The sequence below is a fragment of the Mobilicoccus pelagius NBRC 104925 genome (assembly GCF_000247995.1).
Taxonomy (GTDB): Bacteria; Actinomycetota; Actinomycetes; order Actinomycetales; family Dermatophilaceae; genus Mobilicoccus; species Mobilicoccus pelagius.
Map to the genome: position 1 here is coordinate 1 of NZ_BAFE01000089.1, position 18,089 is coordinate 18,089.

The 18,089-nt window shown below is 70.7% G+C and carries 18 protein-coding genes and 4 tRNA genes; 7 read left to right on the plus strand and 15 right to left on the minus strand.

What is annotated here, in order from left to right; all coding sequences use genetic code 11:
• Positions 1-296 (plus strand): IS3 family transposase (locus MOPEL_RS16800; protein WP_009483237.1); only part of this gene is annotated, 296 nt, incomplete at its 5' end.
• A gap of 78 nt (positions 297-374) precedes the next feature.
• Positions 375-1,199, plus strand: a complete 825-nt coding sequence (locus MOPEL_RS16805; RefSeq protein WP_245544790.1) for a recombinase zinc ribbon domain-containing protein — start codon at positions 375-377, stop codon at positions 1,197-1,199.
• Here MOPEL_RS16805 and MOPEL_RS12535 read toward each other — a convergent pair.
• The 6 genes from MOPEL_RS12535 to MOPEL_RS12560 all read right to left on the minus strand — a co-directional run bounded on the left by MOPEL_RS12535 (position 1,159) and on the right by MOPEL_RS12560 (position 2,690).
• Positions 1,159-1,232: transfer RNA gene (locus MOPEL_RS12535), tRNA-Val, on the minus strand. The two genes, MOPEL_RS16805 and MOPEL_RS12535, sit on opposite strands and share 41 nt — an antisense overlap.
• 95 nt (positions 1,233-1,327) lie before the next feature.
• Positions 1,328-1,801 carry a TIGR02611 family protein gene (locus tag MOPEL_RS12540; protein ID WP_009483239.1) on the minus strand — a complete coding sequence of 158 codons (474 nt, stop codon included), beginning with the start codon at positions 1,799-1,801 and terminating at the stop codon, positions 1,328-1,330.
• Between the two features lie 115 nt (positions 1,802-1,916).
• Positions 1,917-2,132, minus strand: coding sequence for a hypothetical protein (locus MOPEL_RS12545; RefSeq protein ID WP_009483240.1), 216 nt, complete (start codon positions 2,130-2,132; stop codon positions 1,917-1,919).
• A gap of 271 nt (positions 2,133-2,403) precedes the next feature.
• A tRNA-Val gene (locus MOPEL_RS12550) sits at positions 2,404-2,478 on the minus strand.
• A gap of 26 nt (positions 2,479-2,504) precedes the next feature.
• Positions 2,505-2,575, minus strand: a tRNA-Cys gene (locus MOPEL_RS12555).
• 42 nt (positions 2,576-2,617) lie between these two features.
• Positions 2,618-2,690 (minus strand) — tRNA-Gly (locus tag MOPEL_RS12560).
• A 734-nt stretch (positions 2,691-3,424) separates the two neighbouring features.
• Here MOPEL_RS12560 and glgX point away from each other — a divergent pair.
• Positions 3,425-5,707 carry a glycogen debranching protein GlgX gene (gene glgX, locus MOPEL_RS12565; RefSeq protein ID WP_009483242.1) on the plus strand — a complete coding sequence of 761 codons (2,283 nt, stop codon included), beginning with the start codon at positions 3,425-3,427 and terminating at the stop codon, positions 5,705-5,707.
• Positions 5,708-5,804: 97 nt separating this feature from the next.
• On the opposite strand, the gene MOPEL_RS12570 is transcribed toward glgX, so the two are convergent.
• Together MOPEL_RS12570 and MOPEL_RS12575 are read right to left on the minus strand one after the other, a co-directional pair.
• The gene (locus MOPEL_RS12570) at positions 5,805-6,956 is read right to left on the minus strand and encodes a PPK2 family polyphosphate kinase (protein WP_009483243.1); all 1,152 of its coding nucleotides are present in this window, start codon (positions 6,954-6,956) and stop codon (positions 5,805-5,807) included.
• Positions 6,949-8,223, minus strand: a complete 1,275-nt coding sequence (locus tag MOPEL_RS12575; RefSeq protein ID WP_009483244.1) for an alpha/beta hydrolase family protein — start codon at positions 8,221-8,223, stop codon at positions 6,949-6,951. Before MOPEL_RS12575 ends, MOPEL_RS12570 begins: the two co-directional genes overlap by 8 nt.
• Positions 8,224-8,374: 151 nt before the next feature.
• On the opposite strand from MOPEL_RS12575, the gene MOPEL_RS12580 reads away from it, so the two are divergent.
• Positions 8,375-9,436 (plus strand): ATP-dependent DNA ligase, encoded by a 1,062-nt coding sequence (locus tag MOPEL_RS12580; protein WP_009483245.1) that lies wholly within the window; start codon positions 8,375-8,377, stop codon positions 9,434-9,436.
• 108 nt (positions 9,437-9,544) lie between these two features.
• On the opposite strand, the gene MOPEL_RS12585 is transcribed toward MOPEL_RS12580, so the two are convergent.
• On the minus strand, positions 9,545-10,012 hold the full coding sequence (locus tag MOPEL_RS12585; protein WP_009483246.1) for an acyl-CoA thioesterase: 468 nt from the start codon (positions 10,010-10,012) through the stop codon (positions 9,545-9,547).
• A 218-nt stretch (positions 10,013-10,230) separates the two neighbouring features.
• Positions 10,231-11,301: a non-homologous end-joining DNA ligase gene (ligD, locus tag MOPEL_RS12590; RefSeq protein ID WP_009483247.1), complete on the minus strand. Its 1,071-nt coding sequence runs from the start codon at positions 11,299-11,301 to the stop codon at positions 10,231-10,233.
• 76 nt (positions 11,302-11,377) lie between these two features.
• Between ligD and MOPEL_RS12595 the strand changes: the two genes are divergently transcribed.
• Positions 11,378-11,881 carry a hypothetical protein gene (locus MOPEL_RS12595; RefSeq protein ID WP_009483248.1) on the plus strand — a complete coding sequence of 168 codons (504 nt, stop codon included), beginning with the start codon at positions 11,378-11,380 and terminating at the stop codon, positions 11,879-11,881.
• A gap of 16 nt (positions 11,882-11,897) precedes the next feature.
• Here MOPEL_RS12595 and MOPEL_RS12600 read toward each other — a convergent pair whose 3' ends face one another.
• Both MOPEL_RS12600 and MOPEL_RS16150 read right to left on the minus strand, forming a co-directional pair.
• Positions 11,898-12,794 (minus strand): universal stress protein, encoded by an 897-nt coding sequence (locus MOPEL_RS12600; RefSeq protein WP_009483249.1) that lies wholly within the window; start codon positions 12,792-12,794, stop codon positions 11,898-11,900.
• A 47-nt stretch (positions 12,795-12,841) separates the two neighbouring features.
• Positions 12,842-13,447 carry a response regulator gene (locus MOPEL_RS16150; protein ID WP_083841857.1) on the minus strand — a complete coding sequence of 202 codons (606 nt, stop codon included), beginning with the start codon at positions 13,445-13,447 and terminating at the stop codon, positions 12,842-12,844.
• 26 nt (positions 13,448-13,473) lie between these two features.
• Between MOPEL_RS16150 and msrB the strand changes: the two genes are divergently transcribed.
• Positions 13,474-13,884 carry a peptide-methionine (R)-S-oxide reductase MsrB gene (gene msrB, locus MOPEL_RS12610; protein WP_009483251.1) on the plus strand — a complete coding sequence of 137 codons (411 nt, stop codon included), beginning with the start codon at positions 13,474-13,476 and terminating at the stop codon, positions 13,882-13,884.
• Between the two features lie 104 nt (positions 13,885-13,988).
• On the opposite strand, the gene hemQ is transcribed toward msrB, so the two are convergent.
• The 3 genes from hemQ to hemE all read right to left on the minus strand — a co-directional run bounded on the left by hemQ (position 13,989) and on the right by hemE (position 17,430).
• Complete coding sequence (gene hemQ, locus MOPEL_RS12615; RefSeq protein WP_009483252.1) at positions 13,989-14,702, minus strand: hydrogen peroxide-dependent heme synthase; 714 nt, start codon at positions 14,700-14,702, stop codon at positions 13,989-13,991.
• Between the two features lie 11 nt (positions 14,703-14,713).
• Positions 14,714-16,033 carry a cation:proton antiporter gene (locus MOPEL_RS12620; protein WP_009483253.1) on the minus strand — a complete coding sequence of 440 codons (1,320 nt, stop codon included), beginning with the start codon at positions 16,031-16,033 and terminating at the stop codon, positions 14,714-14,716.
• A gap of 263 nt (positions 16,034-16,296) precedes the next feature.
• Entirely contained in the window at positions 16,297-17,430 is a 1,134-nt protein-coding gene (gene hemE / locus MOPEL_RS12625) for a uroporphyrinogen decarboxylase (RefSeq protein WP_009483254.1), read from the minus strand.
• A gap of 71 nt (positions 17,431-17,501) precedes the next feature.
• Here hemE and MOPEL_RS12630 point away from each other — a divergent pair, with 71 nt between their 5' ends.
• Entirely contained in the window at positions 17,502-18,083 is a 582-nt protein-coding gene (locus MOPEL_RS12630; protein ID WP_040634501.1) for a DUF3000 domain-containing protein, read from the plus strand.
• Positions 18,084-18,089: the final 6 nt, after the last annotated feature.

Here is an 18,089-nt window from a genome sequence, read left to right on the forward strand (position 1 = left end):
CCCTCCTTGAGTCCGGAATCGAACCCTCGGTCGGATCGACCGGTGATTCCTACGACAATGCCGCTGCCGAGGCGTTGAACAAAATCTACAAGAAGGAACTCATCTGGAAACGTGGGCCGTGGAGCGGTCTGGATGCCGTCGAACTCGCCACCATGGAGTGGGTCGACTGGTACAACAACGACCGCCTTCACTCACACTGCGGCGACATCCCACCCATCGAGTACGAAGACCTGTTCTACGCTGAACACGCCAGCGCCCCGGCACCCGCCGGGGCGGCACAACCCGCTCTCCACTGAACCCGGGGCGATCCAACCCGCTACAAGGGCAACCACCCGGCGCTCGTGCCCGCCGAGGTCTGGTACCAGGTCCAGTCCGTGCTCACCGCGCACCAGTGCGCCGTCGAGGCAACCCAAGTCCACGGCCACTACCTCAAAGGCACCATCCACTGCGGCCAGTGCGGCTCCCGGCTCATCGTCTCCAACGCGAAAAACCGCCACGGCAACGTCTACTGCTACTTCGTGTGCTCCGGTCGGCACTCCAAGCGCACCGACTGCACACGCCAGGCGATGCTCATCGAAGACGTCGAGAAGCTCGTCGAGGACTACTACACCCGCGTCCAGATCACGCCCGCCCAGCAGGACGCGCTCGCGGGCATGCTCCACCACGAGTTCGACCGGCTCATGGCCGCCGAAACCGAGGAACTGGAACGCCTCACTACCAACCGCGACCGGCTCGAAGGCGAGCAGGACCGGCTCATGCAGGCGCACTACGCAGACGCGATCCCTCTCTCCGTGCTCAAGCGCGAGCAGGACCGCATCGTCGCCGAACTCGACCAGGTGACCCGCCGCATCGACGCCCACTTCGGCGACTACGCCGACGCCCGCGCCCACCTCGACGACGCGCTCGGCCTGCTCGCGAACTGCGCCGATATCTACCGCAGGTGCGACGACACCAACCGGCGGCTGTGCAACCAGGCGTTCTTCACCAAGGTCTTCATCGATGAGGACAACGAGCTGCGCGTCGAGCACAACCGGCCGTTCGAGATGCTCCTCGATCCGCAGGTCAACGCGAACGCCCTGACCTGGGCCGCAGACGAACACAAGGCCCGAACCTCGACCAACGTTTCCGTTGGCAAGGGTTCGAGCCTTGTGCGTGATGTGGACGTAGCAGGACTCGAACCTGCGACCTCTCGCGTGTGAAGCGAACGCTCTAACCAACTGAGCTATACGTCCGACGGATCGCGTGCGGCGAGCCGAGCGCCCACCCTACCGGCAACCTGACGCACGTACCAAGTCGACGCCCGATCGAGCACGCCGGGCGGCGGACCTCACAGGGCGAGGTGGGTGTGGAGGAACGCCTCGGCCGGATCGGGCACCCACGAGGGCACCCCGGACATCTTGAGCGTCACCCACACGATCGTGTTGACGAACAGGCAGGTGAGCAGGGCGATCCCCCCACGGACGGCGAGGTGCCGACTCATCACCCAGCGGTTCCACTCGCGGAGCTTGCGCATGCCGTACTCGTGCAGCCGACGCGCCCAGTGGAACTCCGAGGCCCAGATGCTCACGCCGATGAACACGATGAGCCACCCAGGCCCAGGGAACGGGACGGCGACGAGACCGCCCGCGACCACGACGAAGCCGATGGTCGCGACGATGGCCCGATACACCTGGTACGTCTGCCGGTTCGCCCGGATACGGCGCCGCCATGCCCAGTCGCGGGGTCGCGACAGCCGGTGGGCGCCACCGTGTCCGTCGTCGTCGCGCGCGGCGTCCTCCTGCGTCGTGTCAGCGGCGGTCACGGCACCCCCTGTCGTCGGCTCGTCGTACGGGAACGTCCTCATCCTCAACGACGCAGGCCCACGACGCGTTCCCGTGGCGTTGCGCGAGCCGGGGCGGGGTCCCGGACGTGGCCGGTCAGTGCCAGGCCAGGCCCAGACACTCGACGGCGGACACCTGCCGGACGGGCTCCCGGCCCGGCGCGGCCTCCCCCCACCACGCGTCCTCGCGGGCGCGACGCATCGCGTCGACGAGGTCGTCGGCCGCGACGGTCAGCCACGTGCCGGGGCGGCCGTCGTGCGAGGTGAGCAGAACGCTGTAGAGGCGCGTTCCGGCCGTCGCCATGACGCTCATGAGGGATGCACTCCTGGGGGGGTGGTGGTTCGGCAGGGACGACTCGGGGGGAGCCCGTCCTCCTCTTGTCGACCGCAGCGCCGCGACCGTGAGGCCCGTGCGCAAAACGATCGTCCGGGACGGGTGGAGCCCGACGCGGGCACGGCAGGAAGGGCCTGGGCCCCGGGCACGGCCGAGCTCCGCGGTGAGTCGGACCCCCGAGAACGACGACAGAACCGGGGGCGGACACACGAAGAGTCCCCGACGGCGAGGCGTCAAGGACTCTTCTTCGTGGTGGGCGATACTGGGTTTGAACCAGTGACCTCTTCCGTGTCAAGGAAGCGCGCTACCGCTGCGCCAATCGCCCGTCGAAACGCCAGAAGCGTTTCTGTGAGGTGGAGACGGGATTTGAACCCGTGTACACGGCTTTGCAGGCCGTTGCCTCGCCTCTCGGCCACTCCACCACGAAGGCAGAACGACTGCCTTCCGAGGGAGGCGATCCTCCGAGCGGACGACGGGACTCGAACCCGCGACCCTCACCTTGGCAAGGTGATGCTCTACCAACTGAGCTACGTCCGCAAGCCAGTCGCGTGATTCCGTTGGACCTTTCGGCCTTTTCGGCTTCCCGCGGCGTGCTGGAAGACAGTAACCGATTCCGGGCGCCGGAGTCCAACCGAGCCTCGGAGGGCCGCCTCACCTGGCCGCGTCAGAGCCACGCAGAGAGCCTCTGAACTGCGCGGATGCTCCAGGGAGAGTCCGGGGACGGAGATCACGCGGAGGCCGTGACGGTCGGCGGCAGCCCTCCGACACCAACCCGAGACCACTCCGCCGGGACCGACATCTCCATGTCCCGGTACACGCGCACCACCCCGCCGTTCCCCTGCCGGCATCCCATCTCCCTCGGCGCAGGCGCCCCGGTTCGCACTCCGGCATCACGTCCGCCCACCTCCCGTCCCCGGCCGTCGCGCCTCCGCACCTCCGCACCTCCTCCGTCGACGGCCCGCTGCGGGCCCCCCGCTCCCCTCGGGCCCGTCTCGCACACGGCCTGCCTGCGCGCAGGCGGGGACGACGTGGGGCACACTGCTCATGGATCACCCGGGCGCCCGCCGTCGCACGCCCCGCCCCGCCCCGGCTGCGCCCGCCGAAACACCCGCCGCGCGTACGCCCATGGGACCCCACGCCGCGCGACGGGCTACCGTTCATCCGGCCCCGCCCGGGACCGATCCGCGAATCCCCCGAGACAGCGGGTGAATCGCTCGCGTTGCGGCACCTCGCCGCAACTACGGACGACACGGAAGAGCTAAGACGGACCTATGGACATCTGGCCAGGAAACGCGTACCCCCTCGGAGCCACCTACGACGGCTCCGGCGTGAACTTCGCCCTGTTCTCCGAGATCGCCGAGCGCGTGGAACTGTGCCTCGTCAGCGAGGACGGCACCGAGACCCGGCTCGAACTCACCGAGGTCGACGGGTACGTGTGGCACGGGTACGTGCCCAACCTCCAGCCCGGCCAGCGCTACGGCTACCGCGTTCACGGGCCCTACGACCCCGCCCAGGGGCACCGTTGCAACCCGAACAAGCTGCTCCTCGACCCCTACGCCAAGGCCATCGACGGCCAGGTCACCGGCGACGAGGCGCTGTTCTCGTACAACTTCGGGGACGTCAACTCCTACAACGAGACCGACTCCCTCGGACACACGATGCTCTCGGTCGTCGTCAACCCGTTCTTCGACTGGGGCCACGACCGCCCGCCGCGTCACGAATACCACGACACGGTGATCTACGAGGCGCACGTCAAGGGCCTCACGATGACGCACCCCGACATCCCCGAGGAGATCCGCGGCACGTATGCGGCGATCGCACACCCGGCGATCATCGATCACCTCACCGAGCTCGGCGTCACCGCGATCGAGCTGCTCCCGGTGCACCAGTTCGTGCAGGACACCCACCTCCAGGAGAAGGGCCTGCGCAACTACTGGGGGTACAACACGATCGGGTTCCTCGCGCCGCACAACGAGTACGCCGCGCACGGCACCGACGGCCAGCAGGTCACCGAGTTCAAGTCGATGGTGAAGACGCTCCACGAGGCGAACATCGAGGTCATCCTCGACGTCGTCTACAACCACACCGCCGAGGGCAACGAGTTCGGCCCCACCCTGTGCTTCCGCGGCATCGACAACACGGCGTACTACCGCCTCGTCGACGACAACAAGGAGCATTACTACGACACGACGGGCACCGGCAACAGCCTGCTCATGCGTCACCCGCACGTGCTCCAGCTCATCATGGACAGCCTGCGGTACTGGGTCACCGAGATGCGCGTCGACGGTTTCCGGTTCGACCTCGCCGCCACCCTCGCGCGTCAGTTCCACGAGGTCGACCGCCTCAGCGCGTTCTTCGACATCATCCAGCAGGACCCGGTGATCTCCCAGGTCAAGCTCATCGCGGAGCCGTGGGACCTCGGCGACGGCGGCTACCAGGTCGGCAACTTCCCACCACTGTGGACGGAATGGAACGGCCGCTACCGCGACACCGTCCGCGACTACTGGCGCGGCGAGGCGGCGGGCCTCTCGGAGTTCGCCTCGCGACTCACCGGCTCCTCGGACCTCTACGAGCACTCGGGTCGTCGACCCATCGCCTCGGTGAACTTCATCATCGCCCACGACGGGTTCACCCTCCGCGACCTCGTCACATACAACGACAAGCACAACCTCGCCAACGGCGAGGACGGCAACGACGGCGAGAGCCACAACCGTTCGTGGAACTGCGGCGTCGAGGGCCCCACCGACGACCCGGAGATCCGCGCGTTGCGCCTGCGGCAGATCCGCAACTTCCTCACGACCCTCCTCGTGAGCCAGGGCGTGCCGATGATCGCCCACGGTGACGAGGTCGGCCGTACCCAGGGCGGCAACAACAACGTCTACTGCCAGGACAACGAGATCGCCTGGATCAACTGGGACCTCGGCCAGGAGCAGCACGCGCTGTTCGACTTCGCCAAATACGTCGTCAACCTGCGTCTCGAACACCCCGTGTTCCGTCGCCGGCGCTTCTTCGAGGGCAGCGCCGACCACGGTGGCCAGTCGACGCTCGGTGACATCGTGTGGTTCGCGACGAGCGGCGAGGAGATGACCGAGGAGGACTGGCAGACCGGCTACGCCCGCACGCTCTCCGTCCTCCTCAACGGCGACGCGATCCTCGAGCCGGGACCCCTCGGGCAGCGCATCCGCGACGACAGCTTCGTCCTCATGTTCAACGCCCACCACGAGCCCCTCGACTTCGTCGTGGCGTCCGTCATCGACGGCGTCGAGTGGGTGCCGGTGGTCGACACCGCTCTCCCCACGGGCATCCCGCAGCCGACCGTCGAGGCCCACGCCTCCGGCGAGACCCTCACCCTCGAGGCGAGGTCGATGGTGATCCTCCAGAGCCGCGACATCCAGCCCGACCAGCTCGAGATCGACGCCGCCGAGGCGCGTCGCGAGGCCGCGGGCATGATGGCGCAGGCCGCGGCGTCGGGCCGCGTCGAGCGCTCCCCCGAGCTCGTCGAGAAGGCAGCCGAGCGTGCCGCCCGGGCGAAGGAGCACGGCGAGACGCTCTGACCGCGCAGACGCCGACGGCGCCCCGCATCCCCTCGCCGGGGTGCGGGGCGCCGCCGTGTGCAGGGAGCCGCAGTGCGGTGGCGCCGTGCCCGGTGGCTCAGGAGTCGGCCAGGCGGGCCTTCTGCTCCTCGACGTCGAACGTCGCTGCGGGCCACTGCGGGTCGAGACGGCGCAGCGCGTCGAGGAGGAGCTGCTGGACGGCGAGGCGGGCGTACCACTTGTGGTTCGCCGGGACGACGTACCAGGGCGCCTCGTCGGTCGACGTCTTCGCGAGCGCCTCGTCGTAGGCCTCCTCGTACGCCTCCCACTTCCGACGGGTGTCGATGTCGCCGGGGTTGAACTTCCAGTGCTTGTCGGGCCGCGCGAGCCGCTCGGCGAGGCGTTCACCCTGCTCCTCCTTGCCGATGTGGAGCATCACCTTGACGAGGGTCGTGCCCGAGGCGGTGAGGGAGTTCTCGAACGTACGGATCTGTCCGTAGCGGCGACGCCACGTCGAGGCGGGGACGAGGTTGTCGACTCGGGCGACGAGCACGTCCTCGTAGTGGGAGCGGTCGAACACACCGATCATCCCCGGCTCGGGGAGCGCCCGGCGGATGCGCCAGAGGAACGGGCGCCGGCGCTCCTCGGCCGTCGGTTGCTTGAACGCGTGGATCGCCACACCCTGCGGGTCGAGGAGCCCGACGACGTGCCGCATGATGCCGCCCTTGCCGGCGGTGTCGAGACCCTGGACGACGAGGAGGACCGACCGGCCCTCACCGTCGCGAGACTCCGCGTAGAGCCGCTCCTGCAGCTCCGCGATCTCGGGGGCGGCGGCCGCCATGAGCGCCTCCGCGTCGTCCCGGTCACCGGTGAACCCCGGCGTCGAGGAGGGGTCGATGTCGGCGAGACGCACGTCGGGGCCGACCCGGAGCGCCCCGACGAACGTCGACGCGACGGAGTCGGCCACGTCGGCGACGACGGCGTGGGCGTTCGTCGCGAGGACCTGTTCGACGGCCTCGTCGACGCTCTCGGGGGCGCCGTCGACCGGGTCGGCCGCCTCGACGAGGTTCGCGAGCGCCTTCTTCGCCTTCTCGCGCTGCTTCTCGAGCTTCTTCTCCGCCTTCTTGTGGGCCTTCTTCTCCGCCTTCTTGCCGCTCTTCCCCTCGGTCTTCTTCGCGGTCTTCTCGTCGACGTCGTCCCGAGACGCCCGGCGGGTGGCGTCGAGATCCTTCTCGTCCTCGCGGGAGTGCTTGTCCTTCTTCTTACCCATGCGTGTGCTCCTGTCGGTGAGCGGGGAGTGTCGAGACGAAGTCGGTGACGACGGCGTTCCAGCGGTCGGGGTCGACGTTCCATTCCTTGACGTGGCGGGCATCGTCCCACGGTTCGAACCGGACGACGTCCGGGCGCAGCTCGGCGAGCGCCGCCGACGCGCCGACGGGGACGACGTCGTCGTCGCGCGAGTGGATGAGGAGGACGGGCCGGTCGAGCTCGTCGGCGCGGACCTGCCAGCGGGTGAGTGCCAGGTCGACCGGCTGTTCGGCGCCGACGAGGAGACGCGAGGCCCACCGGTCGCCGAGGAGGATCCGGACGAGGTGGCCGAGGAGGCGGGGCAGCCGCCGCATCGACGCCTGGTGCTCGATGACCTCGACCCAGTCGACGACGGGGCCGTCGAGGACCACGCCCGGGACCGCGTCGCGCACCTCCGAGCGGGCCAGGGTCTGGAGGACGATCGCGCCGCCCATCGACCAGCCGACGAGGAGGACCTCCTCCGCCCCCTCGGCGAGGCAGTGCCGCAGGGACGCGTCGACGTCGCGCCACTCGGTGAGTCCGAGGGCGATGAGCCCGTCGGGGCTCGCCGGTGCGAGGGAGTCGTTGCGGTAGGAGGGCACGAGGCACGTGATGCCGAGCTCGTGAAGGACGGGCACGGCCCGCAGGCACTCCTCGCGCATCGCCCCGCGTCCGTGGACGAGCACGGCCCACCGCCTCGGCCCACCGCCGGTGGTCTCAGTCGCGCCGGCAGCGTTCGTGGCGTCGTCGGAGGCGGCGCGAGAGGCCGCCGGCGCGTCGACGACCCACGCGGGCAGGGGTCCGAGTTCCCCCTCGACGACGACGTCGCGGGCGGCGATGCCGAGGGAGAGACCGGGGTCGCCGACGAAGATGTGACTCGTCCACCGCCCGGGCCCGGGTGCCGGACTCCCGAGGTCGACGGCGAGGAGCTCCCGGGTGACACGGCGTCGGCGCGCGTCGACGTCGAGGACGTCGCCGACGCGCACGTGGGTGCGGCCTCCGTCGAGCCACAGGCCGTAGCGGCCCCGGACACGGGTCTCGGCGTCGAGGCGCAGCGTGATCGTGCGGGCGTCCTCGTCGACGTCGAGGACGACGGTGTTGTCGGGCTTCTCGCGTTCCGGGGTGAGGAGGACGCGGGCGAAGTACCAGGCCACGCCGAGGGAGGCGGCCATCCCGGCTCCGGCGAGCACACCGACGCCGGCCACGGCGATCCTGCTCGCCCGGCACCACGTCGTGCGGTCGGTCGTCATCGCTCCATGGTGACATCCCGGCACCACCCACCTGCGCGGGAACACCGCGGTGCGACAGGCGGACCCGCGTGGTCCGTGCGGACACCGGGCGCGTCGCCCGACACGGGGCGGGGAGACGACCACCGCCGCCGAGGGCGGCGACAATGACGTCATGGATCTGCCCGTCCCCCTGCCGCTCGCCCCGATGCTCGCCAAGTCCGTGGCCGAGGTCCCCGAATCAGACTCCGTCGCGGGAGGGCTCGCGTACGAGCCCAAGTGGGACGGGTTCCGGTGCCTCGTACTCCGCGACGGCGACGAACTCGAGCTCGCGAGCCGCGGTTCGAAGACCCTCACCCGATACTTCCCCGAGCTGCGCGAACCGCTCCTCGAGGTGCTCCCCCGCCGGTGCCTCGTCGACGGGGAGATCGTCGTACGGTCGGGTCGGCGCGGGGCCGAACGGCTCGACTGGGACGCGCTCTCCCAGCGCATCCATCCCGCAGCCTCCCGCATCGCGACGCTTGCGGAACGGACCCCGGCCGAGATCGTCGCGTTCGACCTCGTGGCCCTCGACGACGAGTCGCTCCTCGACGTCGAGTTCGCCCCGCGCCGTGCGCGGCTCGAGGACGCCCTCGCAGGGCGCGGCCACGACGGCCCCCTCCACCTCACCCGCGCGACCCGGGACGCGGTGGAGGCACAGGAGTGGTTCGTCCGGTTCGAGGGGGCGGGACTCGACGGCGTCGTCGCCAAACCCCTCGCCGGGCCGTACACGCCGGGCAGGCGCACGATGCTCAAGGTCAAGCACAAGCGCACCGCCGAGGCCGTCGTCACCGGGTACCGGGTGCACAAGTCGGGCGCGGGCGTCGGGTCGCTCCTCCTCTCGCTCTACGCCGACGACGGGCACCTCATCGGTGTCGGCGGTATCGCGGCGTTCACGGCGAAGCGGCGTCTCGAACTCGTCGAGGAGCTCGAGCCCCTCGTCCTCCGCGACGAGGACGGCGGGGTCGTCCACGCCGAGACCGACCGTTCGCGGTTCTCCGGCAACAAGGACGTCGGCTACGTGCCGCTCCGACCCGAGCGCGTCGTCGAGGTGGCGTTCGACCAACTCGAGGGGCAGCGGTTCCGTCATGCCGTGACGTTCCTGCGCTGGCGCCCCGACCGCGACCCGGAATCGTGCACCCTCGCCCAGATCGACGTCGCCCCCGCCTACGACCTCGGCGCCGTCCTCGACGAGTGACGCGGAACCCCACTCCAAGACCGACACGACGGGCCCCGCACCGGCACGAGGCCGGGTGCGGGGCCCGTCGAGGCGTCTCCCCGAGAGGGATCGGTCGAGGTCGAGGGGTCAGTCGAGGTCGGTGATCGGCCCCGTCGCCGGGGTGACGAGCGGCGGACGCGGGATCGGCGCGTGCCGCTGCGGCACCCGGTCGCGGTCGAAGGTGATGTGGTCGTACCCGTGGGGCTGGGGGCGCCCCTCGTCGTCGAGGCTCACCATGACGATGCGCTCGATGTCGATGATCGTGTGGCGGGTGACCATGTTGCGCACCCGCGCACGCAGCGTGAGCGACGTGCGGCCGAACTCCGTGGGGATGAGGCCGAGCTCGATGAGGTCGCCCTGCCACGCGGAGGAGACGAACTCGATCTCCGACATGTACTTGGTCACGCAGCGCTCGTTGCCGAGCTGGAGGATCGCGTAGATCGCGGCCTCCTCGTCGACCCACCGCAGCAGGCTGCCGCCGAACAGCGTGCCGTTGGCGTTGAGATCCTCGGGTTTGACCCACTTGCGGGAGTGGAAACGCATCGTGTCAGGCATGGTCACAGCCTAGAAGAACACCGGCGACGCTCCTCGCGGGCCGGGACGTCACCGGTGCGTGCGAACCGTCGCCCGGGGGTGGGTCTTCGCGCGAGCCCGTCGGGGCACGCAGACGGCCGGCGGGGCAGGGTCCCGACGCACCGACCTCCCCCTCGGCATCTCGTCACGAGGACGGCACACCGACACCGCGGCATGCAGCCCTCGCCGCGCCGGCCCGATCACGGGCGCCGCGGTGAACGGCGCGTGCCGTCCTCGCTCCAGTTCGCGGCGTTCTTTCGGCTGGGGGCGACCCGGGGCGGCTCGCCCGGCATCTTCGGGTGGTCGGGCGGGAAGTTGAGTTCGGGCAGTCCGCGGTCGACGTCGGCCTTCCACAACGCGTGGGCGGCGACGAGGTCCCCGACGGCCGCGTCCATCCCCGCCCAGGCGTCCCCACGCTCGGCGAGGAGGCCGGGGACGGTGCGCACGGTGAAGTCGCGGGGGCTCGCCGCGTCCAGCTCCTCCCAGCGCAGGGGCATCGACGCGGGCGCACCCGGCAGGGGGCGGGGGCTGTACGCGGACGTGATGGTGCGGTCGCGGTTCATCTGGTTGTAGTCGAGGAAGATGCGCGCGCCGCGCTCCTCCTTCCACCAGGCCGTCGTCACGAGATCGGGAAGGCGACGTTCGAGTTCCCGGCAGATGCCGATGGCCGCGTGGCGGGCGTCGAGGAACTCGTGCGTGGGCCTCACCCTCGAGTAGACGTGGAGGCCACGGTGACCGCTCGTCTTCACCCACGGGGTGAGGTCGAGGTCGAGCATGAGTTCCCGGAGTGCGTGTGCGGCGGCCCGCGCCTCGTCGAAGCCGGTGCCGGGTTGCGGGTCGAGGTCGATGCGGAGTTCGTCGACGTGATCGGTGTCCTCGGTGCGGACGGGCCACGGGTGGAACGTCACCGTGCTCATCTGCACGGCCCACACGGCGGTCGCGATCTCGTCGACGACGAGCTGGGGGTGTCGCCGCCCGGAGGGGTAGGTGCACATCACGGTCCGCACCCACTCGGGGGCGCCCTTGGGCGGGTTCTTGCTGTAGAACTCCTCCCCCGTCACGCCGCCGCGGAACCGTTGAAGGGTGACCGGCCGGTCGGCGATCGTACGGAGCAGCGGCTCGCCCACCGCGACGACGTACGCGGCGAGTTCCCGCTTGGTGATGGCGGGTTCGTCGTCGGTCGCCGGCCAGACCGGTTTGTCGGGGTTGCTCAACCGCACCGACCGTTCCTGCCCGTCCCGCCCCGGCAGGGTGAGGATCTCCTCGCTCATGCCCGAAGGGTACGGGCGGCGAGGCGCAACGGCGAGAACACGGCCCCGGCACTCGGACGCGTGCTTGACTGCACGCATGCGACGTGCGCTGCTCGACCGGTTGCCCCTGGGCCTGGTGCTGACGCTCGTGTGGGTGTTCCTCGACCTCGGCCCTGCTGAGGACGGCGGAGTGCCGACCTGGGGAGACGTGATCCGGGCGCTGTTCCTCGGAACCGTCCTCGCCGCCGTCCTCATGGGCGTCAACGCGTGGCGGGAGACCCGGTTGGGCGGCTACCACCGGCTATCCCCCGACGATCGCGACCGGGTGGACGCCGCGCTCCGTCGGGGAGTCCCCGATCCGGACCCCCGGGTTCGAGACGTCGTCCGCGCTCGTGTCCGATCGAGCGACCCCACCTGGATGGCGGGAGTTCTCGCCCTCGTCCTCGCCGCCGTCTGGATGCTCGCCCTGCAGGCCTGGCCCACCTGGCCGACGTGGCTGCGCGTGGGCGCCGTCGTCTCCGTCCTCGTCACGGTGGGCGTCCTCGTCCGCGAGTGGCGACGCGCCGCCCGCCGACGCCGGACCGCCGCCCCCACGGCATGACCTCGCCCGGGGGGCCTCACTCCTCGACGGGTGGGACGACGACAACGGGCCCGCGAGCACTGCGGACGAGCTGACGACTCGTCGACCCCAGGACGAGACCGGCGAGGTTGCCCCGCCCTCGAGTCCCCACGACGACGAGACGCGCAACCCCCGAGGCAGCGACGAGTGCCCGATGCGAGGGTGCGAGCTCCACGCGGCCGGTCACCTCGACGTCGCCCCACCTCCGCACCGTCGCAACCACGCCGTGGAGGTCCTCCCGCGCGACGCCGACGACGTCCTGCCCTGCCGGCGGCGCGACCGCGAGCGCGTTCGTCGTCGGGACCTCGGGATGGAGGTCGACGCAGTGGAGGAGCTCCAAGGACGTTCCCGTCGCCTGCGCCTCGGCGTAGGCGTAGCGCAGTGCAGCGGCCGAGGCGCCGTCATCGTCGATCCCGACGACGACGGTGTCTCCCGCCGCGTCGCACTCGGGGACGATCGCCACGGGCCCCCGGGCCCCGGTCACGACGGCGTCCGCGACCCCGCCGAGGATCGAGGTGCCGAGGAGGCCACGGGAGCGTCCACCGAGGACGACGAGCCCGGGCTCCGCGGTGCGGGCGAGGAGGTGGGGTGCGGCGGGTCCCACGACGTACTCGGTGCTCATGTCGAGGTCGAGGCAGGAACCGCCGAGTTCGACCTCGAGGGCGTCGAGCCGTGCACGGTCCGCCTCCTGGATGGTGGGGACCGCGACCGAGGCGGCCGCAGCGGCGCCCGACCTCACCGTCCCCGTGGGCAAGATGTCGTGTGCCATGAGGACGACGAGGGGTTGCTGCCGGTGCACGGCCTCCTCGGCGGCCCACAGGACCGCGTGGTGGGCGGCCGATGTGCCGTCGTACCCCACGAGGACGCGACCGTTCGTGTCGATGTGGTCGGTCATGTCGTCTCCTTCTCTTCGATGGTGTCCAGTCTCCCCGCGGCGGCGGCTCACCGGTATCGGTGCCGGCACCCACATCGCACAGGGGCGTACCCCAGGGGTGTGGCGGGGGCGTGATGGATGTCCGCCGGGACGGTATGGGTGTCGGCACCGACGCGCCGAGGACACGTGGCGGGGGACGCTCGAAGCGGCATCCATCCCCGGCCGATCGGAGCAGTGATGACCGCCACCGTGCGTGACCTGGTGGGCGAGATCGGCGACCTCGGCCCGGCCGGCCTCGCGGCGTAGAGGAACGGCTCGTCGCGCAGGGCGGAGCGACACGCCTCGACGAGGTTCCGGACGGCGACGGACTTGTGGACGTGGCCGCTCGCCCCGTTCTCCAGCGCCTCGAACAGGTACTGCTCGTTGTCGTGCATCGAGAACATGAGGAGCTCGGTGGGCAGGCCGCGCCGGGTGATCTCGCGTGCGGTCTGCCGGCCCGTCATGCGGGGTATCGACACGTCGAGGACCGCGAGGTCGATGTCCCCGTCGGTGACGCGCTCGCCGGCCTCGGCCCCGCCGCCGACCTGCGCCACGACCGTGAGGTCGGGCTCGGCGTCGAGGATGCGCGCGGAGTCCAGGCGCGCTCGGGCGGGTGCACCCCTGTGGGAACCGATCGGGCCCCCGCGTTGTTGAACCGTCCATGAGCGAGCAGAAGTACGAGGTCCAGCGCACCGACGCCGAGTGGCGTGAACTCCTCACCCCCGCGGAGTACCAGGTGCTGCGGCAGGCGGGCACCGAGCGCCCCGGCATCGGGGAGTACACGAACACGACGACGGAGGGCGTCTACTCGTGTCGCGCCTGCGGTGCCGAACTGTTCCGCAGCGACACGAAGTTCGAGAGCCACTGCGGGTGGCCGAGCTTCTACGCCCCTCTCGCCGATGACCGGGTCGAGTACATCGAGGACACTTCCCTCGGCATGAAGCGCATCGAGGTGCGGTGCGCCCGCTGCGGCTCCCACCTCGGGCACGTCTTCGAGGGCGAGGGCTACGACACCCCCACCGACCAGCGCTACTGCATCAACTCGATCAGCATGCGCCTCACCGAGGACTGACCCGCCTCACCACGGGCGAAGGCCTCCGGATCGACTCGATCCGGAGGCCTTCGTGCGTCACGTGCGTCACTCGTCGGGGAGCGACGCGGTGAGAGGATCGACGGTCACGGAAGACCGTGGACGAGGGTCGCGGCGTCGACGCGGGGGCCGGTGTAGAACGGCGTCTCCTCGCGCACGTGCAGCCGGGCGCGGGACCTGCGCAGCTCACGCATCATGTCGACCATCTGCGGGAGGTCGTCGGACTCGAACGCGAGGATCCACTCGTAGTCGCCGAGGGCGAAGCTCGGGATCGTGTTGGCCCGCACCTCCGCGTACGGCCGCGCCATGCGTCCGTGCTCGGCGAGCATCTCGCGACGCTCCTCCTCGGGCAGCACGTACCAGTCGTAGCTGCGGACGAACGGGTACACGCACACGTAGTCGCGGACACGCTCCTCCTTCATGAACGCCGGCACGTGACCCTTGTTGAACTCGGCCTGGCGGTGGAGCGCCATCTGCGACCACACGGGCGTGAGGTGGCGCCCGACCTGCGTGCGTCGGAACACCTTGTAGGCCGCCTGAAGCGCCTCGGGGTCCTCGGCGTGCCACCACACCATGATCTCGGCGTCGGCACGGAACCCGGCGATGTCGTAAAGGCCCCGCAGGGTCACCCCCGTCTCCGGGAGGGTCTCGCAGAAGGCCTCGAGGTCGGCGACCATGCGGTCACGGTCGGCCTCGTCGACCGGCAGCGGGTCGGACACCCGGAACACCGACCACATGGCGTAACGGATGGTCTCGTTGAGGGCGCGGATCTTCGCCGCGTTCGTCTGGACGTCGGTCATGGCGTCATTCTTCACCGAGCCGACGCGGCGGTGGGAACCGGTGTGCGCTCCCGCACCTTCTCGAGCCAACGCATCGCGGGGGTGGCAGCGACACCGTGGACGACGACCGACAGGACGATCGTGAATCCCACCGTCGACCACAGGAGTTCGGCCTGCGGGAAGTGCGCCTCCTGCAACGCGTACGCGATGTAGTAGATCGAGCCGATGCCACGCACCCCGAAGAAGGCCGTGACGAGTCGCTCACGCGGCCCGAGACTCTGCGTGCCGTCGGCGTCGACAGAACTCTGCCGGCCGAGGGCGAGCCACGCCGTGACGGGACGGACGACGAAGACGAGGAGCACCGCGACGAGGGCGCCCTGCCACGTGAGGTGGGAGAGGAGGCCGTCGCTGAGGGCGATCCCGAGCGCGAGGAGCAGGAGAAGGGTGAGGAGCAACTCGAGGCGCTCGACGAGCTCGTGCATGACGCCCTGGTAGTCGTCGTGGCGTTCCTCCGACCGGAGACGCATCGCCGCGACGAAGACGGCGAGGAAGCCCCATCCGCCGACGAGTTCGGTGAGACCGTACACGGCGAGGGTGCCGGCGAGGGCGAGGAGCGGCTCGCCCTGCTCGGCGAAGCGGAAGACCCGCGGCTCCCCGCGGAACGCGAGCTTGCCGAGGAGCATGCCGCCGACGTACCCGGTGGCGATGCCGATGAGCACCTTGCCGAAGAGCTCCCACGACAACCACTCGAGCCACCACTCGGAGACGGGCCCCTTGGAGGCGAGGAACATCGCGGCGTAGACGAACGGGAACGCGAGCGCGTCGTTGAGTCCGCCCTCCGAGGTGAGGGCGAAGCGCACGTCGTCGTTCTCGTCGATGTGCTCCTCCTCCTCGAGGGTGGGGCCGGAGACCTGGACGTCGGCGGCGAGCACGGGGTCGGTCGGTGCGAGGGCGGATCCCAGGAGGAGCGCTGCGGCGGGCGGCAGCGCCATGACCCACCAGCCGAGGAAAGCGACGGCGGCGATGCACAAGGGCATCGCGACGAGGAGGAGACGCCACGTCGACCGCCAGGCGCGCCACGAGGCCCGGGTGCGTCCGAGGGGCCGGTCGAGGGCGAGACCGACGCCCATGAGGGCGACGATGATGCAGAGTTCGGAGGCGTGCTCGGTGAGGGTGGGGTGCTCGAGCGGGGAGACCCTCACGTCGTGGAACGGCGGCAACAGTCCGACCGCGAGTCCGGTGGCGACGAGCGCCATCGGCGCGGAGAAGGCCCAGCGTTGCAGCAGGGTGGGGAGGGCGACGGCGAGGAGGAGTCCGATGCCGACGACGAGATAGGCGGCGTCCACGGTCATGGGCAGCATCGTCTCAGCCAGGAGGCGGTTCGCCGACTTCGGGACCCACGGCCCTGGTGCGGTCGGGAGCCTCGTGACCGGCGTCGAGGAGCGACCCCACGGCGACCCACGGAGCGGCGACGTCGCAGGTGGAGACCGTGCTGCCGCGTGACGCGACCGATGATCGCCCCTGTGCCGCTCGACCCTCCGGACGGCCCAGAGCGTCGTCATACGTTGCGCAAACGACCTGTGAGGTCGCTCACGCCGGTCGGGTGGGAGTGATGTCAGCCCTCGTCGGCAAGCGAGTGGACGAGCTCGACGACCCGCGTGAGGACGCCCGGGTCGGTCGAGGGCAGCACGCCGTGACCGAGGTTGAAGACGTGCCCAGGCGCCTGACGCCCCTCGGCGACGATGCGGCGCACGGCCTCCTCGACGACGGGCCACGGCGCGAAGAGCAGCGCCGGATCGAGGTTGCCCTGGAGTGCATGGCGCCCACCCGTGCGCTCGAGGGCATCGAGGAGGCCCACGCGATAGTCCACGCCGACACACTCCGCACCGGCCTCACCCATCGAGGCGAGCAGTTCGCCCGTACCGACGCCGAAGTGGATGCGGGGCACCCGGCCGGCCACGGCCTCGAGGGCGTGGGCCGAGTGGGGGCGCACGTAGGCCTCGTAGTCGGCCCGCGGGAGGTAGCCGACCCACGAGTCGAAGAGCTGGATCGCGCTCGCCCCGGCGTCGACCTGGATCTGCAGGTAGGTCCCGGCGATCTGGGCGAGACGCGCGCAGAGGTCGTGCCACAGCTGCGGGTCGCCGTGCATGAGCGCCTTGGTGTGCTCGTGGTGGCGACTCGGGCCGCCCTCGACGAGGTAGCTCGCGAGCGTGAAGGGCGCACCCGAGAACCCGATGAGCGGCGTCGCACCGAGTTCGGCGACGAGCATCCGCACCGAGTCGGTGATGTCGGGCACGTGCTCGGGCGTGAGTTCGGGGAGACGGTCGAGATCCGCGCGCGTACGGAACGGCTCGGCGACGACCGGGCCGACCCCCGCGACGATGTCGAGATCGACGCCGACGGCCTGGAGGGGGACGACGATGTCGCTGAAGAAGATCGCCGCGTCGACGCCGTGGCGCCGGACGGGCTGGAGGGTGATCTCGGTGACGAGCTCGGGGCGTCGGCACGACTCGAGCATCGTCGTACCCTCACGGACCTCGCGGTACTCCGGCAGCGACCGCCCCGCCTGACGCATGAACCACACCGGCGGGCGGTCGAGCTTCTCGCCCCGGGCCGCCCGGACGAGGCGGCTGCGCGACGGCAACCCCTCGCGGGTGGTCTCGCCGGCGCTCTCCGGCGGGAGCCCGCCGGGGCGGGCACCGGTGAAACCGGGGGTGGAGGGGTCGGGGGCGGCGGGCGTCGTCGTCACGACGCCGATCTTCCCACGGGAACGGCGTGGGAACCCGAGGGTTGTCGGTGCCGGGCCGTACTGTGCCGGATGTGACCGACCGCCGCGCCCCCTCACGCGCCGCCTCGCAGTTCGCCGAGGCGGTGGAGCGGCTGCGTGGGGTCTCCCTGCGCCCCGAGGTCGACCTCACCGAAATCCCCGCACCGCAGCGCATCGCGCCGCACTCGGTCGCCCTCTCCGCCGAGATCGCCACGCACCTCGACGAGGACCCCCTCGCCACCGGCCGGTTCGTCGTCCTCTTCGACGACGACGCCCCCGAGGCGTGGGACGGCACGTGGCGCATCGTCACCCTCGCCCGCGCCCGCCTCGAGCCCGAACTCGCGAGCGATCCCCTCCTCGGCGAGGTCGGATGGTCCTGGCTCACCGATGCACTCCACACGAGTGGCGCCGCCCACCGGGCCCTCGGCGGCACCGTCACCCGCGTCGTCTCGGAGAGCTTCGGCACGCTTGCCGACACCGACCCCTCCGTCGAGATGGAGCTGCGGGCATCCTGGACCCCTGACGGGGACGACCTCGTCGACCACCTGACCACCTGGACCGACGTCCTCGCCACCGTCGCGGGCGTCCCCCCGGTGCCCCACGGGGTCACCCCCCTCGGGCACCGACTGCACTGAGAGAGC

What these genes read in the sequence shown, in the direction of transcription:
- MOPEL_RS12545 (WP_009483240.1), bottom strand. Translation starts at nt 2,132, where the DNA reads ATGAGCGTCATGGCGACGGCCGGAACGCGCCTCTACAGCGTTCTGCTC.
- glgX (WP_009483242.1), top strand. Translation starts at nt 3,425, where the DNA reads ATGGACATCTGGCCAGGAAACGCGTACCCCCTCGGAGCCACCTACGAC.
- MOPEL_RS12570 (WP_009483243.1), bottom strand. Translation starts at nt 6,956, where the DNA reads ATGGGTAAGAAGAAGGACAAGCACTCCCGCGAGGACGAGAAGGATCTC.
- MOPEL_RS12575 (WP_009483244.1), bottom strand. Translation starts at nt 8,223, where the DNA reads ATGACGACCGACCGCACGACGTGGTGCCGGGCGAGCAGGATCGCCGTG.
- MOPEL_RS12580 (WP_009483245.1), top strand. Translation starts at nt 8,375, where the DNA reads ATGGATCTGCCCGTCCCCCTGCCGCTCGCCCCGATGCTCGCCAAGTCC.
- MOPEL_RS12585 (WP_009483246.1), bottom strand. Translation starts at nt 10,012, where the DNA reads ATGCCTGACACGATGCGTTTCCACTCCCGCAAGTGGGTCAAACCCGAG.
- ligD (WP_009483247.1), bottom strand. Translation starts at nt 11,301, where the DNA reads ATGAGCGAGGAGATCCTCACCCTGCCGGGGCGGGACGGGCAGGAACGG.
- MOPEL_RS12595 (WP_009483248.1), top strand. Translation starts at nt 11,378, where the DNA reads ATGCGACGTGCGCTGCTCGACCGGTTGCCCCTGGGCCTGGTGCTGACG.
- MOPEL_RS12600 (WP_009483249.1), bottom strand. Translation starts at nt 12,794, where the DNA reads ATGACCGACCACATCGACACGAACGGTCGCGTCCTCGTGGGGTACGAC.
- msrB (WP_009483251.1), top strand. Translation starts at nt 13,474, where the DNA reads ATGAGCGAGCAGAAGTACGAGGTCCAGCGCACCGACGCCGAGTGGCGT.
- hemQ (WP_009483252.1), bottom strand. Translation starts at nt 14,702, where the DNA reads ATGACCGACGTCCAGACGAACGCGGCGAAGATCCGCGCCCTCAACGAG.
- MOPEL_RS12620 (WP_009483253.1), bottom strand. Translation starts at nt 16,033, where the DNA reads ATGACCGTGGACGCCGCCTATCTCGTCGTCGGCATCGGACTCCTCCTC.